General features: G+C 63.7%; 11 protein-coding genes and 2 pseudogenes. 6 read left to right on the forward strand and 7 right to left on the reverse strand.

Going from position 1 to position 21,066, the window contains the following annotated elements; genetic code table 11:
* Positions 1-256 precede the first annotated feature (256 nt).
* The gene (locus AMD14_RS17190) at positions 257-1,744 is read left to right on the forward strand and encodes a neprosin family prolyl endopeptidase (protein ID WP_174577919.1); all 1,488 of its coding nucleotides are present in this window, start codon (positions 257-259) and stop codon (positions 1,742-1,744) included.
* Between the two features lie 50 nt (positions 1,745-1,794).
* Here AMD14_RS17190 and AMD14_RS17195 read toward each other — a convergent pair whose 3' ends face one another.
* The 4 genes from AMD14_RS17195 to AMD14_RS17210 all read right to left on the reverse strand — a co-directional run bounded on the left by AMD14_RS17195 (position 1,795) and on the right by AMD14_RS17210 (position 7,826).
* Positions 1,795-3,300, reverse strand: a complete 1,506-nt coding sequence (locus tag AMD14_RS17195) for a carboxylesterase/lipase family protein (RefSeq protein WP_011052187.1) — start codon at positions 3,298-3,300, stop codon at positions 1,795-1,797.
* A complete protein-coding gene (locus AMD14_RS17200; protein ID WP_011052188.1) occupies positions 3,300-4,217 on the reverse strand; it encodes a TrmH family RNA methyltransferase in 918 nt (305 codons plus the stop codon). The genes AMD14_RS17195 and AMD14_RS17200 overlap by 1 nt, the downstream gene beginning before the upstream one ends.
* A 290-nt stretch (positions 4,218-4,507) precedes the next feature.
* Positions 4,508-5,077, reverse strand: coding sequence for a GNAT family N-acetyltransferase (locus AMD14_RS17205; RefSeq protein WP_015471687.1), 570 nt, complete (start codon positions 5,075-5,077; stop codon positions 4,508-4,510).
* Between the two features lie 67 nt (positions 5,078-5,144).
* Entirely contained in the window at positions 5,145-7,826 is a 2,682-nt protein-coding gene (locus tag AMD14_RS17210; protein ID WP_015463553.1) for a M1 family metallopeptidase, read from the reverse strand.
* Positions 7,827-7,987: 161 nt separating this feature from the next.
* On the opposite strand from AMD14_RS17210, the pseudogene AMD14_RS17215 reads away from it, so the two are divergent.
* Positions 7,988-8,362, forward strand: a pseudogene (locus AMD14_RS17215) (DUF1629 domain-containing protein); the annotation flags it as partial.
* A gap of 25 nt (positions 8,363-8,387) precedes the next feature.
* Here the strand turns inward: AMD14_RS17215 and AMD14_RS23900 are convergent.
* Positions 8,388-9,555, reverse strand: a pseudogene (locus tag AMD14_RS23900) (IS3 family transposase).
* Positions 9,556-9,731: 176 nt separating this feature from the next.
* On the opposite strand from AMD14_RS23900, the gene AMD14_RS17235 reads away from it, so the two are divergent.
* The 4 genes from AMD14_RS17235 (at position 9,732) to AMD14_RS17255 (ending at position 16,640) form a co-directional block, all read left to right on the forward strand.
* Positions 9,732-10,370: a DUF1629 domain-containing protein gene (locus AMD14_RS17235; protein ID WP_014090882.1), complete on the forward strand. Its 639-nt coding sequence runs from the start codon at positions 9,732-9,734 to the stop codon at positions 10,368-10,370.
* Positions 10,371-10,407: 37 nt separating this feature from the next.
* The gene (locus tag AMD14_RS17245; RefSeq protein WP_011052193.1) at positions 10,408-14,412 is read left to right on the forward strand and encodes a hypothetical protein; all 4,005 of its coding nucleotides are present in this window, start codon (positions 10,408-10,410) and stop codon (positions 14,410-14,412) included.
* A 39-nt stretch (positions 14,413-14,451) separates the two neighbouring features.
* Positions 14,452-15,102: a hypothetical protein gene (locus tag AMD14_RS17250; protein ID WP_011052194.1), complete on the forward strand. Its 651-nt coding sequence runs from the start codon at positions 14,452-14,454 to the stop codon at positions 15,100-15,102.
* Positions 15,103-15,326: 224 nt separating this feature from the next.
* Entirely contained in the window at positions 15,327-16,640 is a 1,314-nt protein-coding gene (locus tag AMD14_RS17255) for a hypothetical protein (protein ID WP_011052195.1), read from the forward strand.
* A gap of 166 nt (positions 16,641-16,806) precedes the next feature.
* Here AMD14_RS17255 and AMD14_RS17260 read toward each other — a convergent pair whose 3' ends face one another.
* Together AMD14_RS17260 and AMD14_RS17265 are read right to left on the reverse strand one after the other, a co-directional pair.
* Positions 16,807-19,932 carry an efflux RND transporter permease subunit gene (locus AMD14_RS17260; RefSeq protein ID WP_003487222.1) on the reverse strand — a complete coding sequence of 1,042 codons (3,126 nt, stop codon included), beginning with the start codon at positions 19,930-19,932 and terminating at the stop codon, positions 16,807-16,809.
* On the reverse strand, positions 19,929-20,999 hold the full coding sequence (locus AMD14_RS17265) for an efflux RND transporter periplasmic adaptor subunit (RefSeq protein WP_011052196.1): 1,071 nt from the start codon (positions 20,997-20,999) through the stop codon (positions 19,929-19,931). The genes AMD14_RS17260 and AMD14_RS17265 overlap by 4 nt, the downstream gene beginning before the upstream one ends.
* Between the last annotated feature and the right edge of the window lie 67 nt (positions 21,000-21,066).

Here is a 21,066-nt window from a genome sequence, read left to right on the forward strand (position 1 = left end):
ATAGCAAGACGCCGTACGCAAAGGTGTGCATGACCATTGACATGGCATCCGCTTAGCGCATCGCGCTTGCTTCGTGCCTGATGTCGCGCAATGCATCGTTGCCCATCCAGTTGTTTCTTGCACAGCTAGACTGCGCACGCCTTCAACGCAGGCATGCGCCCCGAACGGACCTCGGAATGCACCTGCGGACTGAAGCTGCTGTCCTGCATGGTACGCCGCGTGCAGGCAGTTTCATTCCGGCGCCAAGGGACAACACATGACCTTCCGTTCTCATCGGCCGATATCGATCAGCCACGCGATTGCTGCGCTTTGCGTTTTTGCACTGGCTCCCACAGCCGGCGCCGCCACGCTGCTATCGCCATCGATCTCGACGACCAGCGACCGCAGCATCGATACACTGATGCCACCCTTGCTTCGCACACCGGCCACCGTAAGCGTCGCACCCACCCAACGCGACGCGCTTGGCGCGTCGCTGGCTGCATCGCGGGCATTCCCGCAGGTCACGCGCGACTTCAAGGCGTTTCTGGATGCGCAGGCGCAGCTCAGTTACGCCACACGTGGTGCTGCGGCCAAGGTCAGCGACCCCACCGCCTTCGCCGAAATGCAGCGTTATCTGTTCAATCGTTACAACGGTCTGACCGTGCTGCGCAGCGTGCAACAGGACGGCAAGGTGTTCGATTGCATTCCAAGTGCGCAGCAACCTGCCTTGCGCGATGGCAGCACGCCGGCGGCACCACCCTCCCTCTCAAGTAACAAGGGTACGGTGGCGCCGGTCAACCTGGGTCAACGTTGCGACACCGGCAGCGTGCCGTTCGAACGCATCGGCTTGGCCGAGATGAGCAAGCATGCGAATCTGCGTAGCTTTCTACGCGGCACGACCCCGCGCGCGATCGCTCCCAGGCAGGCTGACGCCGTGCCGGCGGTGCAGGAAGCAGCGCCGGTAACGCATTACTACTCCAGCGTCTTTCTGGATACCGCCGGCACATCGGTCACAGGCGCCGGAGCCGACATCAATCTTTGGGCACCCACGTTACGCTCCACCAACGAGAAACAAACCATCAGTCAGATATGGATCGTTGGTGAAAGCGCAAGCGAGCAAGTGCAAACACTTGAAGTGGGCTGGGAGATCCAGCCAGACGCAGGCTGGGGCAACAAGCCCATCGTTTTCATTTATTCCACCCAGGACGGTTACGTCACTACAGGTTGTCATAATCTGGATTGCAGCGATTTCGTGCAGACCAGCACGCGACATGTCCTGGGCGCTCAGCCGGCCGCAGGATTCAGTATTGCAGGCGGCAAGCAGACCATGCTGGGTGTCGAATTCCAGAAGAATACCGACGGCAACTGGTGGCTGCGCCTGGACGGCGAATGGATCGGTTACTACAAGGCATCACTGTATTCGGGCGATCTCGCCAATGGACGCGTTGCGTACGTGAGCGCGGGCGGCGAAGTCTCGACCAACAGCGGTGTAGCCAGCACACGCATGGGGAGCGGTCAGTTCGCAGCGGCCGGCTATCGCCAGGCCGCATTCCAGGCCAACCACTTCTACCGCGATGCGGCGATGGTCACCCACCCCGTGCAGCGCCTGTCGTCGCTGAGCGTGGAGCATCCGTCCTGCTACACGCTGGCGATGGCCGGTTACAGCTATCCGTATGCCTTGGATGCCGGCGTCACCCGCACCGGCTTGTCGCCAGAAATGCAGAATGGTGGTTTCTATTTCGGTGGGCCAGGCTGCGAACGCTGAATCGAGTTGCGTTGGGTCGATCGCGCGCACCGTTGCGCGCGCGCGATCGATTAGGGCAACTCCACGCCTGCACACACCGCCGGGCGCGCATCCCTGATGGGTTGCACGCCACGTGCATCGAACTGCAGCCCTGCATGCGCCGGCGTGAATGCCGGCCAGGCCGGCAGGCCCTTGGCATTCGGATTGCCACGCTGCACGAACGCAGCCCAATAGCGCTGCAGGGACACCGGCGGTTGGCCAATCGGCAGGTTCTTGAACAGGAACGGCAATTCTGCGCTATGCGTCACCTGCCCACCGGGCACGGCGGTATCGAACACGTAATGCCATACCGGCACGCCCAGCGCAGCCTGGCGTTGCGCCACGGTCACCGCCGGGCAGCGGAAGGTGAGATCGGTGGACAATTGCATGGATGCATTGCCTTGCCGTTCGGCGCGCTGCGCGACAACGGCGCGATGCGTTTGCAGGATGGCGCCCGCGTGGTCGGGATAGTCGCGGCGCACCCGCTTCTCGGCGCCTTCCTCGCCGCCATAGCGCAGTTCCTGCACCACGTAACCGATCAACAGCGGCACCTTTGCCTGCGCGCCGGCAGCGAGCATCTGCGCCGGCGCACGCGGCAGCACACGCCCGTCGACCACCGCCTGCAACCAGATATAGCCGTCGTCATCCAAGGCCGGCACATCCACGCCCTGCGCGGCCTTGAGCAGTTGGTCGACCGGCAACGCGCGTAGTTGCGTCAGGCGCGTGGCCGAATCATCGATGCCGGCACGTTTGGCAATGCTCACGCCCAGCGCGCGATTGTCTTCCAGGCTGCGCGCCGGCAGGCCGAAGCCGGCAGTGCCGCTCTGTTCGATGGCTGCCGAGAACAGGCCGCGTGCGAGCGGGCTGAGCATCAGCAAGCCCACGTCCTGGCCGCCGGCCGACTGCCCGGCAATCGTGACTCGCGCGGGGTCGCCGCCGAACTGCGCGATGTTGTCGCGCACCCATTGCAGCGCGGCGATCTGATCGAGCAAGGCGTAATTGCCGGCAGCGTCGTTGTCGCCATCGGCCAGCTCCGGCAACGACAGGAACCCCAGCGCGCCCAGCCGGTATTGCAGCGTCACCACCAGCATGCCCTGCGCCACCAGGTTGGTGGGCAGATGTCCATCGGCGCCGCCCGCCACGTTCGCGCCACCGTGGATCCACACGAACACCGGCAGCGGCTTGGACGGATGCAGCTGCGGTGTCTGCACTTCGACATAGAGGCAATCTTCGGTGCCGCGCCTGGCCATGGCGTTGTTCCAGCCCAGCGCCGGCTGCACGCACGGCGTGGCGGCCTGAGTGGCGTCGCGCACCTGGGTCCATGCGGCGACCGGTTGCGGCGGGCGCCAGCGCAGCGCACCCAATGGCGGCGCAGCGAAGGGGATCGCGCGAAAGACCGCACTGCCATCGTCCTGCCATTGGCCACGCACCGCACCATGATCGGTACGCACCTCGGGTGGTGCCGCCGTCGTGGTGGCAGACGCGTTTGCACTGAAGAAGCAACCGGTCGCAAGCAACAACGCAGAAAAACGCAACATCAGTGTTCTCCGGTGAGCATGCGCGCGTGCCAGGCGGCCTGGAAGACCGCGGTGGCCGAGGCAACGTTGAGACTTTCCACCTTGCCGCTGCCGCGGATCGACAACTGCAGATCGCAATCGCGCGCAAATGCGCGGTCCATACCGTCGCTTTCTGCGCCCATCACGTATACCAGGCGTTGCGGCAACGCGGCGGCGAAGACATCCTGGCCACCGTCGACCAGTGTGGCAGCAATCGCAAAACCGGCCTGACGCAGCTGCGCCAACGCCGTTGCGGTGTCGGGCAATTGCACCAGCGGTACCGCTTCGGCGCCGCCTTCGGCCACGCGTGCGGCCGCGCCCGACAGGCCCAGCGTGGAGCCGGCCGGCAGCAACAGACCGGCCACGCCGAAGTGCGCCGACGAGCGCAAGATCGCCCCGAAGTTATGCGGGTTGCCCACCCCGTCCAGCCATAGCGCCAGCACCGGGCCCTGCGGCAACGCGGCCAGCCATTCCTGCAAGGGGTGCGGGGTGACGCGCAGCACCTCGGCCACCACTCCCTCATGGTGCGCACTGGCAGCGAGCTTGCTCAGATCGGCCTCTTCCACCACGCGATAACCGATGCGCTGGGTCACGCACCAGGCCAGCAGCGCCTTGAATTGCGGAATGCGCGCCTCGCTCAGGTACAGCTTGCGCAGCGCCTCCGGGCGCGTCTTGAACACGGCCTGGACGGCATTGATGCCGTACAGCCGCACCTCACGCGCGTTGCCGCTCGCTGCAGCGGCAGATGGCGTGGCGGCTGGAGCGTGCTGCGCTGGAGCACGGGGTGCGGCGCTGCGCGGCGCCGGTGTGCGCGGCGCAGCGCGGCCCCACGGATTGTGCGAGGGGCCGGAGCCGCCATCGCGTGGCGGCCGTCCGCCGCGTCCATCATGCTGTGTCATTGTCGGATCCAGAAGCTCGTGTTGCTTGCAGTGCCAAACGGCTGTTTCCGGCCGTTTCGCCGTATGCGTGTCGATCGTGTTGCAGCACCCGCAGGGCCGCCGCCGCACAAGCAGTGACGACGATGGTAAGCCACTGGCGCGATGGTCCGTCTACGGCGGCCGGGCCGAAGCCTGTCGAACCTCGTGCCGCCCTGCCGGGGCGAGGTTGAAGTGACCGACTGCGCGCAGCATCTGCGAGACTCCTGCGGCGGCTATTTCACGTTCCGCAGCTCGCACTCATGGGCGTGCAATCACGCAGGGGCGGATGCGCAGACGGGCACGCAAACCGCAGCGGGTGGATTCACCCGCGCGAACACACGCAGATCGTGCAGCCCATCCGGCTTGAGCAGCGCACAGCGGCTGACGCCCTCTTCGACGAAGCCATTGCGCAGCAACACCGTGGCCGATGCAGGATTGGTATCGAGCACGGTGGCCTGCACGCGATATAGCGGCAGGGTCTGCATCGCCCAGGCGACATACGTGCCCACGATGCGTGTCATCCAGCCGCGGCCCCAGTACGTGCGACCGATCCAATACCCCAGTTCGGCCGAGTAGCGCCGTTCGCCCTGCCCTGGGCGTACGGCGATCGAGCCGCAGGCCTGGCCATCGATCTCGATGGCCAGCACCGGGTCCCGCACATCGACAACCCTGCCCTCCAGGAACGCTTCGCCGTCGGCACGGGTATATGGGTGAGGGAATCGCTCGCTCAATCCGCGCGGCACCAGCGGGTCGTTGGCATGCCGCAGCAAGGCACCCAGGTCGTCCGGGCGCCAGCGGCGCAGCACGAAGCCTTCCCCGTGCACGATCAGCGACTCGTCCATTGCGGTGGTCATGGCATGCGTAGCAGCGACTCCCGCGATACTGCGCACACTGGCCGCACGCAGCAACTCAGCGCTGGGCGGTTTGCGCCTGTTCCAACGCAGCGCACAGGCGGATGGTCTCGCCGGTCTGGGCCAGGCCACGGTCGGCGCCACTGAGCTTGGCCAGGCGCGGCTTGAAGAACGCATCCAGGCGGTCGGCCTCCTCCACGCTGCAGCCACCGGATGCACCCAGCGCCGGCAACCCGCCGCCATCGAACGAGCCACTGCGTTGCACGATGCGGTCGAAGTTGGCGGTGAACCAGGCCCACATCGAATCATGCGAACGCTCGTCGCTGTGCCCGCGCATCAGCAGGCTCTTCATCTCGCCCACCTTGATCGCATCGGTCAACGCAAAATCGCGCACCTGCTTCAGCAGCGCCGGGTCCTGCACTGCACCCAGTGCGGCGATCATGGCGTTGCGCTGGGCCGGGTCGGCATGCGTGCGCAGTGCATCGATCAGCGCCTGCACTGCCGGCGCGCCGCGTTCCTGGGCAGTGACGGCCAGTACGGTGCCGAGCAGGTCCGGGTTGGCGGCGGAGAAATCCAGCGCACCCTTGCCGCCGGCCAGCACCGCATCGCCTTGCGCCAGCAGGGCCTTGCGTACCTCAGCGTTCTGCAGACGCAAGGCGAACACACTGGCCAGCGACGTGCGCAGCGCAGTGTCGTCGATCGACTCACCGCTGCGCCGTGCGTAACCCAGCGCACGCAGACGCGGCAGATACGCCTGTTCGGCAGCCTTGCGCAATGCGCCGCGCTGCGCCTCGGTGGTGGCCTGGTAACGCCAGATCCACCCGAAACGGTCCAGCAGCGCGGTGGACACATCTGCCGATGCCGACGGCGCCAGCTGCGCGAGCGCCGCCAGCACGGCCGCGTTGTCGGCATCGCCGTGACGGTACGCCGCATTGATCGCATCGGCGTAGGCGAGCTGCTCGTTATCGTCCAGCTGGCCGACCTGCTTGCCCAGCGCCGCCAATTGCTTCTTGGGCAGCGAGAAGCGGTAATAGCCGGCGCCACGCGCATTCGGGAACACCCAGGTGTTCTTGCCGGCGCCTTCCAGCACGATGCTGCCGCTGCCGTCTTCAAGCAACTGGCAGGCGGTACCGACCTGGTTCTTGCCCTTGCCGTACTTCACGCACACCGGCACGCCCCATTGCTGCGCGGCAGACCCGGTGGACCCCAGCGGCAGGTAGCGCTGCTGCTGCAGTTTGACCACGGTCTTGCCGCCTTCGCGCGCCACCTGGGTCTGCAGATACGGCACGCCCGGCTGGTTGAGGAAGCTGCGGAATGCGGCCTTGAAATCATCGCCCTTGCCGGCCGCTTGTGCGACCGCATCGACCAGGTCGTCGGCAGTCGCGTTCCCGAACTTGTGCTTGGCGATATAGGCGCGCATGCCCTCGCGGAACACGTCTTCGCCGACGAAGGCTTCGAACATCGCCAGCACCGCCGCGCCCTTCTGGTAGGTGATGCCATCGAAGGCGGTTTCGATATCGCCATTGCCGGTGATCGGCTGGCGAATCTTGCGTGCGCTCACCAGGCTGTCGTTCTCCATCGCATGCTGTGCACCGCCGATACGGTCCAGATTGGCGTGGTATTCCGGATGCAGTTGCATGGTGATCTTCTGCTGCATCCAGGTGGCGAACGCTTCGTTGAGCCACAGGTCGTCCCACCACGCCATGGTCACGGTGTCGCCGGTCCACTGATGCGCCAGTTCGTGCGCATTGACGTTGAAGGAGCGCTGCACGTTCTCGGCCGGCGAATCCTTGTCCAGCAACAGCAGCCAATCGCGGAAGGTCACAAACCCAGGGTTTTCCATCGCGCCGGCGCTGAAGTCCGGCGCAGCGACCAGATCGAGCTTGTCGAACGGGTAGCCGAAGGCGTAGTAGTCCTCCAGCGCGGCGATGATGGCCGGGGTCTGGTCCAGCGCAGGGGTGATGCGCGGGCCCTGGCCCTTGGCGGCAATGCCGCGCAATGGCGTGGCGTTCGGACGCTGCGGGGTGGCCGGCATCGGTGCCACATCCACCACGTCCCATGGGCCGGCGGCGTAGGCGACCAGGTAGGTCGGCAGCGGCACGGTCGGGGCGAAGGTCACCGTCTTCCAGCCCTTGCCGGCCGGCTTGGTCGAGGTCGCGATGGTGTTGGCCAGCGCCTGGTCATTGCTGGGCACGGTCAGGCTGATGTCGAACGGCGTCTTGAACGCCGGCTCGTCGAAGCCCGGGAACGCGTAGCGCGCACTGATCGGCTCCATCTGCGTCATCGCATACGCCTTGCCCTGGTATTTCACCTGGTACAGGCCCTGCAGCTGTTGGTTGAGCGGCGCGCTGTAGGCGATCTCCACGGTAAGCGTCTGCGGCGAGAGCGTGCGGCCGAAATCCAGCCTTGCCACGCCGGTTTGCGCATCGGCTTCCACGTAGCGTGCAGTCAGCGCCTTGCCCTTGCCCTTACCGGGCTTGACGGTGACCTTGCTGACCTTCAATGCCTTGCCATGCAGCCAGAGATGGTCGGACGCCTGCTTGAGCTGCACGCGAATGGTGGTGCGGCCGCTGAATTGCGTTTGCTCCGGGTCGATCTTGAGCGCGAGGCTGTAGCGCTCCGGTACTGCCCAGGTCGGCAGACGACCATTGGGAACCGGCTCGCCGGACGACTGTGCCAGGGCAGTACCACAGCACAGCGCAAGAAGAGAGGGAGCAATCAGGCAGGTGAGACGACGCATTGGCAATTCCGGTCAAGGTAACCGCCGAAGTCCACCACAGCAGGGCATGACTGTCATGTGACCTTCGTCATTGCCCGGACTGGCTGGGTACGAAAGCGTCGACTAAACGGCGGCAGCAGAGGGGTATGCTCTGGGGCAAACCCGCGCTAGGCGCCTACTACATGTTCGAGCCGGACGTGGAGAGCAACCGCTCGGCCTGCGGGGTGCAGTTCACCAACAAGCGCCAGCTTCTTTCACCGCCACGGTTGATCTTGCGCCCGGACGAAGGTGGCTTCCCGCCGTTGCGAGAACTCCCGCTGCTAACTCTTGAGCCCAGCGCAGGCCCCGAGCCACGAGACCTGGAGGCAGGGTTCAGTGGCTATTGGCTGATATCCGCGCGCCTCCATGACGTGCGGGCGTCGGTGGATCCCGAGGCGTTTGCCTTTGCGGAGGTGGATTACCGCATGGCCGATGGAACTCCAGGTGCACGCCACTACCTTTGCGACGTGGTGTGCGAGCGAGATGCGCTCGATGAGGCTGGATCGCGGTTGAAGATTGATACGCCCAGGGTTCCGTAGACACTCAAGACCCTCGTTGCGCGTAGCGCCGTTCAAACTCTACAGGGGACAGGTCGCCAGTTGAACCATGACGGCGTTGTGGGTTGTAGAACATCTCGATGTAGTCGAACACCTCGGCGCGTGCGGCGTCCTTGGTGGGGTAGATCCGCCGCCTGATCCGCTCGCGTTTGAGCAGACCAAAGAAGCTCTCCACCGGTGCGTTGTGCCCCAAGGGCAGGCTTCGCGCTCGTGGCAGTTGCCACGCCGACTCATGCTGCACACCAAGCCATGGGACGCCAGGAAACTGCGCCAGTCATCGCTGGTGTAGACAGACCCCTGGTCCGAATGAACCAGGCAACCAGCGCTGGGTTTGCGCCGCCACACCGCCGACAGCAAGGCCTGCACGACCAACTCGGTATCGGCTCGATCGCGCATCGCCCAGCCGACGACCTGCCTGGAAAACAGATCGATCACCACAGCCAGGTACATCCAGCCTTCATGCGTACGGATGAAGGTGAAGTCGCTCGCCCAGGCCGTGTCCGGCTCGGTCACGTCGAACTGTCGATCCAGCAGGTTGGCTGCCGCCTTGCACGGCGTTCCGCCATGGAAGCGCGGCTTGCGGCCATAGCCCACCTGGGCACGCAGTCCCTCGGTGCGCATCAATCGATGCACCCGATGGCGACTGCAACGCTCACCCAGATCGCGTAGATCCTTGGCAATCTTGCGATGCCCATAGACACTGCCGCTGGCCAACCAGTGGTGCTTGATCAGCCCCAGCAGGCGTTCGTCTTCCTTGGCGCGTTCACTGTCGGGCGACTTTAGCCACGCGTAGTATCCAGCCCGGTTCACCCGCAAAACCCGGCACATCGCGCACACCCTGAATTCTTCGCGGTGGACTTGCATGAAGAGGTACTTTGCCTTTACCCCTTGGCAAAGTACGCGGCGGCCTTTTTTAGGATGTCGCGCTCCTCCGTCACCCGGCGCAACTCGATCTTCAGCCGCCGGACTTCGGCGCTCTGGTCCGCCTCAGCGCGCTGTACTACGCCGGGCTTGCCGAACTTGCGCAGCCAAGCGTACAGGCTGTGCGTGGTGACACCCAGTCGCTCGGCGACCTCTGCCACCTTGAACCCACGATCGGTCACTTGCCGGACCGCCTCGATCTTGAACTCATCCGTATACCGCTTACTGCTCATGGACACCTCCGAATCAGCCATTTTCCATGGCCTTGAGATGTCTAGGAAATCCTGGGCGTATCACCCTTAGCATCTGCGAACATCAGCCGGAGCTTTCAGCTAAAGTCCAGATTGGCTGACAGGAGTGATTGAAGGTAAGCTTTTCAGCCAGCCGAGAGGCGGATGGAATGTTTCGTATGGAATCGACAAACGCCGGTCAGCCCAAGCCTGGGGAGTTTTTCATCCTTGAGGCGGGCAAGATAAACGGGCCGACCAACGGCGTGGTCTTCGAAAATTTAGACCGGCTGCTTTCGCCACCGCGGTTGATTCTGCTCCCCGAAGGCGGCGGCTTCCCACCCCTTCGCGAGACCCCGCGCTTGGTCTACAACCCCAGCAAAGGCCCGCCACCTTTGGACCTAGAACCTGGGTTCAGCGGCTACTGGCTGGTGTCTGAGCGGCTCCAGCAAGTCATGGCAACGGTCGATCCCCACGCGTTTGCATTCGCAGAAGTGGACTACCGCCTTGCCGACGGTAGTGCTGGTCCGCGACATTTCCTTTGCGACGTGGTCCAACAAATCGACGCGTTGGATGAGGTGGCCTCACAACTCTTTGTTGACACCACAGAGCCGTTCGTTAACGGCAAGTTCTACGATCTGACGGGCGGGGCCAGCGTTACCTTTGACCGCCAGCGTTTGGGCGACGCTCACGTGTTCAAGACCCCTTACACCGGTGCAGTCTTCTGCGATCGGGTGTTCAAGGACGCCGTGACGGCGGCCGGAATGGCGACCGATACTGACGCCGACGGCCTTTGGCTGATCGACGCTTCGGACATCTAGTCGCGCAAGCCCGACGGTTTAGGAAGGAACCCGACCCATGCCTCGCAGCAGGCCTGTTTTCCAAGACCACCACGCCATCGAGCAACAGACGCTGGATCGAAGCCCCTTGCTCAAAGCGTTGTCGAACGCGGGGCATTTTGATATTCACGCGCCGGAGAACCGACTGTTCCTGCCATCGAACCCCGCGTTTGCGCAGACCCTGGGCATCACCCCGCATAGCGGGGGGCCTATCGCTGACTACCAAGTCGGGCTACGGCAGAGGTTATGGCGCTTGGAGCAGACCCCAGACGGAGTGGGAGCGCTAGCGGGCGATGCGGATGCTCTGGAGCGCATCGCCGGGCGTGTGGAAACGCTGCGCGATACCGTCCGTGTGGGCCTCATTCGAGGCGACCTGCACACCAACGCTCCATTGGGGTTGAGGCCTGACGACATCCGTCCAGGCGTGCAGAACTTCTTTCGCAACGAAGTCGCTTATGGGCAAGCCCATGCCGTGCAACTTCATAGTCTGAAGGGCTATGCGGCGGTGGATAACGGCTGGGCGGCGGTGACGCATACCGAAGCCCGTGTGGCGAGCACGCTCCAGCATATCCAGAGTGTCCCCAACCCTCTGACCCGTGGTGGCGCGGCCGAGCTTCAGCGACATGGTCTGTCTCAAGCCATCTCAAACGCTTACCACGGCGGACGCTTGACCATATCGCCGGGGGGCGTGGCCCTGGTTGAGAACACCTTGGGCGAGGAAGCCGCCAGACCTTTGCGAGTTCCTCGCGGTCAAAGCGGCGCGGCGTCCATGGAAGTATTGCTGGGTAACGCGTCGGCCAGCACTTTGGTGCGTTCGGGCGGCTTGCTGGCCACCGGCGCAGACGCAGTGCTGACTGCTCGCCGTTCCGCCGAGTTGCTAGAACAGGGCAATGCCACGGCCGCGCAGTCCGAGGTCACCCATGCCTTGGCCCGTAATGTCGGCGGCTGGGCTGGAGGTGCATCCACGGCCGCCGCGCTGGGCGGCAGCGGCTTCGTGCCCGCGGCGTTGGTGGTCGGCGATGCGCTGTTGATGAGCAAGGCGTTCGACAAAGGCGCCGATCTGCTGGACAACCGCGCCATCTACCACCAGACCGACAAGGCTGGCGTGGAGTGGCAGTTCAACGGCCGCGACTGGCAGCGCGAAGCGGCCATCGAGCTCGCCCAGGATGGTGGCCGCACATCGGGCGAGCAGCCCGTGGTGGCGAGCTATGAGAAATCACAGGAACTGGGCGCGCTGGCCAACGCCAAGGCAGCGGAGCTGGCATTGAGCAAGGTGCCTGCGCCCCAAGACCCGTTCAACCTCCCGGCCCAAGCAAGCGACCAAGTGGGATTGGACAACCAGAACTGGCACCGCAATCCCGAGAGCCAGGCATGGGAGCGCCAAGTCAAAACCGCCGTGTCCGGTGCCAACGACCGGGGCAGCTACGAGCACCAGACCGCCTCCCCGGAACGCGCTCAGCAGCTCAACCAGGAAGCCCTTGGCCGCATCGAAAGCAACATTGCCACCGGGCGCGAAGCCATCGCCGCCGCTTACCTGGAAAACCATGCTGCCCAGCGCGCCCAGGCCTATGGAGTGGAGGTGCCGGCAGCCGTGGAAAGCGCCCTCGCCAAGCAAGGTCTCGTGCTGGGACACGACGGGCAGGTCTACCAGCGGAACGAGGCTGGGCAGTGGGCCGGCAGGGATGGGGAGGCCACTGGCAACCTGGCGGTCGAACTGGAACTGACGAATCAAATGCGCCAGCCGTCGTTGGAGCGTGCCCAGGAGACCCTGGCAGCGCTCCAGGCGCTTCCCGCGCCCACGGCGGCGCAGATGGAGCAGAACGAGCTGCTGCACCGTTATCGGGCCGCAGGCGTCGATTTGAACGTCAACCCTCAGACCCAGCAGGCCGTGGAGCTGGCCGCGCAGCGGACTAGGGACGCCAATGGCATCACTGGGCCGACCATGCAGCAGCTACAACGCAATGTGTTGGGGCAATACGGGTATGACAGCCCCATCGCGCACCTTCAGCGCGGCAGCGATGGGGTGACTCGCGTGGTGGCCGTCACCAGCAGCGAAGACATCCGGCAGGCGTTGAGTGAGGTGCAAGGCAGTCGGCGTGAGGTGCCAAGCCTTGGAGGGGCGCCCGAAGCGAAAGGGGAAACAGATAGCTCTACTTCTGACTCTTCCAATCCGCAGCAGGTGCTGGATATCCAGGCGCGCATGCAAGCCTCTGTCGCGGCGCAGGCGCGGCAAGAACGCGAACAGCAAGATCGTCTTGCGCAAGAGCAACACGCTGCGCAGGTGCGCGAGCATCTCCAGCAGGCACAGCCTGAGCGCGAAGATCATTCGCAGAGCGAACAAGCAGTCCAGGCGCACGCGCTATTGGAAGGTCAACGCCAAGCCGCGCAGCAGCGCGAACAGGAAGAGCGCCAACTACAGGACCGGCAAGCACAGACCAGCCAGCAACGCGAGCTGCAGGAGCGTGAGGAAAGGGATGTCCAGGAACGTCAGGCGCAGGAGCGCCAAGCCCAAGACAACCAGCAGCGGGAGCAGCAAGAGCGCCAGGCTCAAGAAGCCACGCGGGGTGAAGTCCAGGAACGTCAGGCTCAGCAAGCGCAGCAGCAAGACCCCAGCCAGCACGCCTCGGAGCAAGCCGACCCTCAGCCGCACGCTCCGACTGCGGCGCTGGCTCAGCAAACGCCGCAGCCCGAGTTGCAGCAGCCAGACGCCTACCAGCAGTTCGAGACGAATAACCAACCGGTAGGCGAACGCGCGGCTCACACTACGCTTGAGCCACGGACGCCGGCGCCTGGTCCAGGCGACGCGCAGCCGCATCAAGCAAGAGAAGCGGGACGCGCGCTGGAAATGCAGGCAGTGGAAAGCCGCGATGCCTCGCGCCTGCCGATTCCTGCACCCGAGGGCCAGGAATCCGGCAACCAACCTTCGCAAAGCGCGGAGGCCGATGCGGTGCCGCCAGCACTGCATCCCCAGGTGCAAACGCAGCAAGCAGAGATGGAGCCAGCGTCGGTCCGTGAGCAAGACGTGGCACGTGAGCGGGAGGTGGAGCCGGTTCGCGTCATATCCGCAACAACGCCTGCGTCAGAACCGATGATTGCATCGCAGTCCGCGCGGTCTTCCACTTCTGAACGAGATGCGGGGGCAGATCAGCCCCGTCCTTCAGACGCGCCGCATGCCTATAAGGAAGCGGCTTTGCTGCCAGCAGCGCACCTCGCGCAAGCACACGAGCAGTCCCTGGAAGCCAGTGCGGTGAGCCGCTCTTCCGTGAGTGCACAAGACGCGGAAAACCAACGCACTCAATCGACCCCAGCACAGGAACGCAGCGCCGCAGACCCGGGTGGTGCCCTGTTCCTGGAAGAGACCATGTGCTCGCTGCGCCAGCTGCAACAGGAAATCGAGGCGGCGGATCGGGAGGACGAACGCTTCCACCAGGAATGGAGGGAGTATCGCGAGCGAGGAGAACCTTATCCCTTCGCTCAAAAGAGGGCGCTAGACCAGGAGGGTGGCAGCATGGATGCATTCAGCGCGCACCAACCAAGTCGCCGCTCGCCCAGTGAAGTGGCTGAGCAAGCCGATGCCGTCCCATCTCCAGTTCAGCGCTTTGCCGGTCCAGGGGAAGGGAATGCGCCAAACGACTCGTCGAAAGCTGAGCGCAAATCCATCACGGGCGACCCTGACGTGGACGAAGTGCTCTACGCGCTCGACAGCAAGAACGAGTTGGCGATCGAGCAAGCGCTGAACCGGGTCGCCAACAGCGCAGCAACGCAGGCGCTCATCAAAAGAGGCAACGAGTTCCTGGAGGCGCAGGCCCAGCAGGAGGCCCAGGAGCTCGCCGCCACACGCCAGGCGCTGGGGATGGATGTCTCAGCGGAGATCAACACCAGCCGCGGGCCGGTCATGGTGATGACGCTGCCGGAGTTCGCCAAGGGACCGATGCAGAGCGGTCCCCAAGGGGACGGCGGTGGAGGTGGAGACGGCGGTGGCGGCGGGGGAGGAGGCGGTGGTGGTGGAGGGGGCGGAGGTTAGTCAAAATCGCTCCCTGACCAGCCGAGCTCAGGAAACCTCATGGACAGGCAAGACGCCGCCGCAATGGCGGAAATGATGGCGATTTTGAACGCGTCGAACGCCTCGCTGCAGGAAACGGTCAAAGTGCTGACGACGCTGGTGGCATCCATGCAGCAGCGCGAACAACGGTTGCGCGATGTGGTCGCCGAGCAACTTCAGGTAGTCCAACACGCGGCCAGCAGCGCCGATGCCAAGGTCAATCGGGTGCTGGAGAATGCGTTGCCGCGGTTGACGCAGCTGACCAATCAAGCGTTGACGCAGACGTTGGAGCCGGCCGCCAAGCGGTTCAACAAAGAGATGGCCACTGCGGATGAGACATTGCAGCAAGCCACTCGCCGTTACGCGCAGGCCCAGCAGTCCTTGGAAACAAAGATCACGCGACGCATGGGCATTGCATCCGCCACGATGCTCGTGGCCGGCGTGTTGGGCCTGGGTGCGGTGGCCTACTCGGTTGGCATGATCACCGAAAAGCGAACCGAACTCGCACAGCTTCGGGCGTCCATCGACTACCTGGATCGCGTGTCCCGTGCCGACCTAGCTCCCTGTGGCGAAGACCGGCTCTGCGCCACCCTCGAAAAAAACGGGCCGCGTTACGGCAACCAGAGGCAGTACAGAGCGATCAACCTGCGCACTGCACCTGCTGCGCACTGATCCCCTTGGCCCCGCTGATTTTCGCTAGGTCATAAACGTCGGCTCGGTTAGCGGTCGGCAACCGAGGTCTGCTTAATCTACTTCGCAACGTTCTTCTGAGTGTGTCGTAGCCCTTGGCATAGCACTCTTGAGTTCTCGTGACTACGTTATCGCTCGACGGATCGCTACCTTCGTAGGAAACTCATGTACCGAACCTAGCCCATAGTGCGTCCTTCCATTCGAGGATGAAGAGTACGCGATCAAACCTGGGATCAAATATTCAAGGGTCTCAACGGGAAGCGGTTTTACAATCAGGCCAGACATTTCTCGCAGCGGTAAATCAATCAATTCAAAAGGCCCATATGACAGATCTGGAAGAAAAATTGTCGGAGCAGAGCCATTTCGGATCGCGGCTAAGGCAAGGTGAGCCTATCCTGCTGGCGGGGGATTACACTTCCCGACTTGTCGGATTCTCAATGAATAGCGTGTCCGAAGGTGAGATAGCACATGTCCGCGCAAGAGCGGCGCTGACCTCAGATGCGCAGCTCTTTCATAAGGTTGTTGAAAGTCTGGAGGGAGTGATCACGCATGCAGCAAGCAAGCAGGGCGTCGCGATCAATCTTCGGCAAGCGAGTACGATTCTTATGATCGTCAAACCAGATAACTCTTTTGAGCTCTGGGTTGACGCAGCAGCCGTTGCACTTAACTGCAGAATAAAGCGCTCCCTGGCGGCGGAGTCTGCAGTCTTCGAGCAGGATATCGCCGACATCACTCATATGCAGTTCCCGCTTGTGGAGATTGGTGAGAGGGACGGAGTTCTTTGCTTGTTTAGAGAGGCATGGGCCTTTGGACTTGCGTTTGACTTCAACGTTGGGGGCGCATTGGACCGCGAGCAGTTCGAGCGCGACCTGGGAAGTCTATATCGCGTGCTGCGGTATCGACATATATACGAGGTCATGGACAACCCGGCCACCATGGCTGCCCTTAGATCCAAGGGCTGGTTTCCGTTCGCTGAGATCATCACCTCTGAGTTCCGACAACTTGCGTCGTACGTCGCATCGGGATTTGATATTACGAAAATTGAAGCCGATATCGTGGAGGCGTTCGATGATGAACGCCTGAACTGGCTGCTTGAGCGCTGGAACGCCAAGCCGCACTTCGTTGCCAAGCAGGCGTTGCTGGAAGAAGCAATTCAAGCATTCAAGCAACGAAGGCCTGTAGCCGTGATCAAGATCCTTCTGACTGAAATTGAAGGTATTTTGCGGGATGCCTACCGCGCGAAAAATGAAGGGAAAAATGCCAAAGTGAATACTCTGCTGGAGTTCGCACGAGAAGCGGGCGAGAGGAGCGCAGGGGCACCTGACACGCTACTTTTTGCCCATGCCTTCCGTGAGTACATGCACGAATACATCTTTGCGAACTTCGATCCCATGGAGCAGTCAGGAGAGGCTGGCTCACGTCATGCAGTGGGACATGGAGCAGCAACGCAAGAGAGCTACACCATGACTCGAGCTCTGCAGGCTATTTTGACTTTGGATCAGCTGGCCTTCTACACCTGAGTCTTTCAGGCTTAGCAAAACGTGGCGTAGATATCCTAAGCGGTACAATATGCTGTGTTTGAGGTTCAACCTGCTGTAAAGACTTACGTTGATGGGGATTCGGAAGCTCTCCAACATGCTGTGGGCTCTTGGGGAATAAGCTAAGCCGTTGCGCCACCGACCGCGTTCACGCATGCCCACCCACCGACGGCGTCTGCGCTTCCAGGGTTTCCAGCTGGCGTGCCACCGCTTCGGGCGACTTGGTAAACGGCGCGATCAGGCTATAGAACGCCGGCACCACGTACAGCGACAACAACGTGGACAGCGAGACGCCGAAGATCACCACAACGCCGATGGTGGCGCGGCTGGCCGAGCCGGGTCCGCCGGCCACCACCAGCGGAATCGCGCCGACCACCGTCGCAATCGAGGTCATCAGGATCGGGCGCAAACGCACCGATGCCGATTCCACGATGGCCGCATGCACACTGCGCCCCTCATCGCGCAACTGGTTGGCGAATTCCACGATCAGGATGCCGTTCTTGGCCGCCAGGCCCACCAGCATCACGATGCCGATCTGACTGAACAGGTTGAGCGTGCCGCCGGTCAGCCACAGCCCCACCAGCGCGCCCAGCACCGCCAATGGCACCGTCAGCATGATCACCAACGGGTGCGCGAAGCTTTCGAACTGCGCGGCCAGCACCAGATACACCACCAGCAGCGCCATGCCGAAGGTCAGCAACACCGCACTGCCCGATTGCTGGTACTCGCGCGACTCGCCTTTCCAGTCCACCTGCGCATATTCGGGAAGCTCTTCCTGCGCGGCCTGCTGCGCCCAGGCAATGGCATCGCCAAGCGGATAACCCGGCGCCAGGCCGGCGGTGATCGTGATCGCGCGCAGGCGATTGAAGCGGTTCAAGGTGCCGGCTTCGGCCACTTCGCTCAAGGTCACCAGGTTGGAGAGCGGGATCAGCTCGCCACGGTTGGAACGCACGCGAATGGCAGTGAGGTCTTCCGGCGACATGCGGCCCTCGCGCCCAGCCTGCAGCATCACGTCGTATTCCTCGCCGTTGTCGACGAAGGTGGTGACGCGGCGCGAGCCCATCAGCGCTTCCAGCGCGCCGCCGATGGCAGTGACCGGCACGCCCAGATCGGCTGCGCGCAGGCGGTCGATATTGACGCGCATCTGCGGGCGGGTTTCCTTGTAATCCGAGTCCGGGCCGACCAAGCCGGGGTTGGCTTCCATGCGCTGCAGGATGCGATCGCGCCACTGCGCGATCTCCGCGTAATCCGGCCCGCCCAGCACCAACTGAAACGGCTGGCCGCGGCTACGCACCAACCCGCCGCTCACCTGCGTGCGCGCACGCACGCCGCTGAGCACGTTGAGTTTCTGCTGCACCTCATCGGCCACTTCGGTGGTCGGGCGGGTGCGCTTTTCCCAATCCTGCAAGAACACGCTGACCCGGCCGGTGTGCATTTCCTCGCTGCTGCCAAAGCCACCGGGCACGCGCGGGTTGGCGCGCACGATGGGTTTGTCCGGCCCCACGTAGGGGCGCAGGATGTCTTCCACCTGATGCATCTGCCCCACCGTGTAATCGAAGCCGGCACCTTCCGGTCCGTCGATCATGATCTGGAAATTGCCGCGGTCTTCGGCCGGCGCCAGTTCGGAGGGAATGCGGCCCATCAGCCATGCGCTGGCGCCCAGCGCCAACAGCATCAGCAGCGCAAAGATCCAGGTGCGGTGCACATGCCGCTCCAGCGAGCGCCCATACGCACCGGACACCGCCTGCATGCGCCCATCGAACCAGTGGTGGAAGCGATTGGGCTTGGCCTGCCCATGCGCGCGCAACAACTTGGACGACATCATCGGCGTCAGCGTCAGCGCCACGAAGGCCGAGATCGCCACTGCCGCCGCCAGCGCCACCGCCAACTCGCGGAACAGCCGCCCGGTATTGCCTTCCAGAAAACCGACCGGCAGAAACACCGCCACCAGCACGGCCGTGGTCGCAATCACGGCGAACGCCACCTGCCCGGTGCCGCGCTTGGCGGCTACCAGCGGCGGTTCGCCCAGATCGATCCGGCGCTGGATGTTTTCCACCACCACGATGGCGTCGTCCACCACCAAGCCGATACACAACACCAAGGCCAGCAGGGTGAGCAGGTTGATCGAAAAATCGAAGGCGTATAGCGCAATGAACGCGGCAATCAAACACACCGGCACCGTCACCGCAGGAATCAGCGCGGCGCGCGCGCTGCCCAGAAACACCCAGATCACCACCAGCACCAGCACCACCGCTTCCACCAGCGTGTGATACACGCGCTCCACCGCCGCATCGATGAAGGTGGTGGTATCGAAGGCAACGAAGATGTTGGTGCCCTTCGGTAGCGACTTCTGCACTTCTTCGGCTTGCGCGCGCGCTTCGCGCGCCACGTCCAGCGCATTGGCGGTGGAGTTGCGCACGATGCCCAGCCCCACGTTGGGCACGCCATTGCTCTGGAAATAGGCGCGCCGCTCGGCCGAGGTCAGCTCCACCCTGGCCACATCGCCCAGCCGTACCACGTAACCGCCCTCGCCCTTGTTCAACGGCAACTTGGCGAAGTCTTCGGGCTTGAGATAACTGCGCTCCACGCGCAAGGTGAAATCGCGCTGCGCCGATTCGATGCTGCCGGCCGGCAACTCCACGTTTTCATTTTGCAGCGCCGCTTCCACATCGGCCACGGTGAGCTCGCGTGCGGCCAGCTGGTCGCGGTCCAGCCAGATGCGCATCGCATAGCGCTGGCGCCCGCCGATCCGTACCTGCGCCACGCCGTCCAGGCTGGAAAAACGATCCACCACGTAGCGCTCGGCGTAGTCGGACAGCTGCAGCGTGTCCATCGTGCTGGAGCTCATGTTGAGCCACAGGATGGGGTCGGCGTCGGCTTCGACCTTGGAAATCTCCGGTGGGCGCGCCTGGTCGGGCATGCGGTCGGACACGCGGCTGACCGCGTCGCGCACATCGTTGGCGGCCGCCTCCACATCGCGCGATTGCACGAATTCGATGCTGATATCGGACGAGCCATTGCGGCTGCGCGCCTCGATGGTGGAGATGCCCTCGATGCCGGCCAGCGCGTCTTCCAGCACCTGGGTGATGCGGCTTTCCACCACTGCCGCCGAGGCGCCGGTGTATTCCACATCCACCGACACGATGGGCGGATCGATGGCCGGCAATTCGCGCAGCGTAAGGCGGGTGAACGACATCACCCCCAACACGATCAGCAGCAAACTCATCACCACCGCCATCACCGGGCGGGTGATCGACAGGTCGGAGAGTTTCATTGTGCGGCCGCCTGCGGGCGGGGTGCTGCGGGTGGCGCCTGATCGGCAACCTTCACGCCCGGGCGCAGCTTGCCGGTGCCATCCACCACGATGCGCTCACCGGCCCTGACGCCTTCGAGAATTTCCACCTTGCCATCGCGGCGCTCGCCCAGCCGTACATCGGCGCGCTCCACGGTGCTGTCGGGCTTGACCCGGAACACATACGATTCGCGCCCCACCTGCACCACCGCAATTTCCGGGATCACCACCGCCTGCCGCGCCGGCTGGAACAACCGCACATCCAGCAACATGCCCGGGCGCAGCCGGCGATCGTCGTTGGGAAAGTCAGCACGCACCGTCACCGAGCGCGTGGTTTCGTCGATCCGCGAATCGATGGTCACCACTTCGCCCTGGAACTGCGCGCCCGGATACGCCGCCGCGCTACCGCTCACGGCATTACCGAGTTGCACCAGGCCGAACTGCGATTCCGGCACCTGGAAATCCACGTACATACGCGCCACATCGTCCAGCGTGGCGATCACCGTGCTGGAGGTGATCAGCGAACCAGGACTGATCTGGCGGATGCCCAGCACGCCGGAAAACGGCGCACGCACTTCGCGGTCGGTGATTTCCGCGCGCATCTGCTGCACGCGCGCATGCGCGGCATCGCGTAAGGCGCGTTGCGTGTCCACGGTGGATTTGGCCACCAATTGCTGGCCAACCAGACTCAACTGGCGGCGGTACAGCTGGTCGGTTTCTTCGAAGGTGGCCTGTGCGGCAGTCAACGCCGCCTGCTGCGAATTGCCGCGCAGACGCAGCAGCAATTGCCCGGCCTTGACCTCGTCGCCGCTGTCGAAATACACCTGTTCCACCACATCGCTGACTGCAGCGGTGAGCGCCACCGATTCGCGCGCGCGCACGGTAGCGATCGACTGCACGGTCGAGTTCCAGGGTTGGGTGGCCACCGCCTGCACAGAGACCGGAATGGGTTTGGCAGCGGCCGGCGTGCTGGCCTGACGGCTACAACCGACCAGCACAACGGCCAACAAGAGCGCGGCGCAAACGCGCGCGCTGGGCAGAACAAGCATCAGGACATCCTGGCGGGGTACGTCGAAAGTTTACCGACCTAGCCGCCATGAATTGACAGAAAGGGCG

The organism is Xanthomonas citri pv. citri, from assembly GCF_000961215.1.
Classification (GTDB): Bacteria; Pseudomonadota; Gammaproteobacteria; order Xanthomonadales; family Xanthomonadaceae; genus Xanthomonas; species Xanthomonas cissicola.

Excerpts from the sequence above, each read along its gene's own strand:
- AMD14_RS17190 (WP_174577919.1), top strand. The coding sequence starts at position 257 with ATGACCTTCCGTTCTCATCGGCCGATATCGATCAGCCACGCGATTGCT.
- AMD14_RS17195 (WP_011052187.1), bottom strand. The coding sequence starts at position 3,300 with ATGTTGCGTTTTTCTGCGTTGTTGCTTGCGACCGGTTGCTTCTTCAGT.
- AMD14_RS17200 (WP_011052188.1), bottom strand. The coding sequence starts at position 4,217 with ATGACACAGCATGATGGACGCGGCGGACGGCCGCCACGCGATGGCGGC.
- AMD14_RS17205 (WP_015471687.1), bottom strand. The coding sequence starts at position 5,077 with ATGGACGAGTCGCTGATCGTGCACGGGGAAGGCTTCGTGCTGCGCCGC.
- AMD14_RS17210 (WP_015463553.1), bottom strand. The coding sequence starts at position 7,826 with ATGCGTCGTCTCACCTGCCTGATTGCTCCCTCTCTTCTTGCGCTGTGC.
- AMD14_RS17235 (WP_014090882.1), top strand. The coding sequence starts at position 9,732 with ATGGAATCGACAAACGCCGGTCAGCCCAAGCCTGGGGAGTTTTTCATC.
- AMD14_RS17245 (WP_011052193.1), top strand. The coding sequence starts at position 10,408 with ATGCCTCGCAGCAGGCCTGTTTTCCAAGACCACCACGCCATCGAGCAA.
- AMD14_RS17250 (WP_011052194.1), top strand. The coding sequence starts at position 14,452 with ATGGACAGGCAAGACGCCGCCGCAATGGCGGAAATGATGGCGATTTTG.
- AMD14_RS17255 (WP_011052195.1), top strand. The coding sequence starts at position 15,327 with ATGAAGAGTACGCGATCAAACCTGGGATCAAATATTCAAGGGTCTCAA.
- AMD14_RS17260 (WP_003487222.1), bottom strand. The coding sequence starts at position 19,932 with ATGAAACTCTCCGACCTGTCGATCACCCGCCCGGTGATGGCGGTGGTG.
- AMD14_RS17265 (WP_011052196.1), bottom strand. The coding sequence starts at position 20,999 with ATGCTTGTTCTGCCCAGCGCGCGCGTTTGCGCCGCGCTCTTGTTGGCC.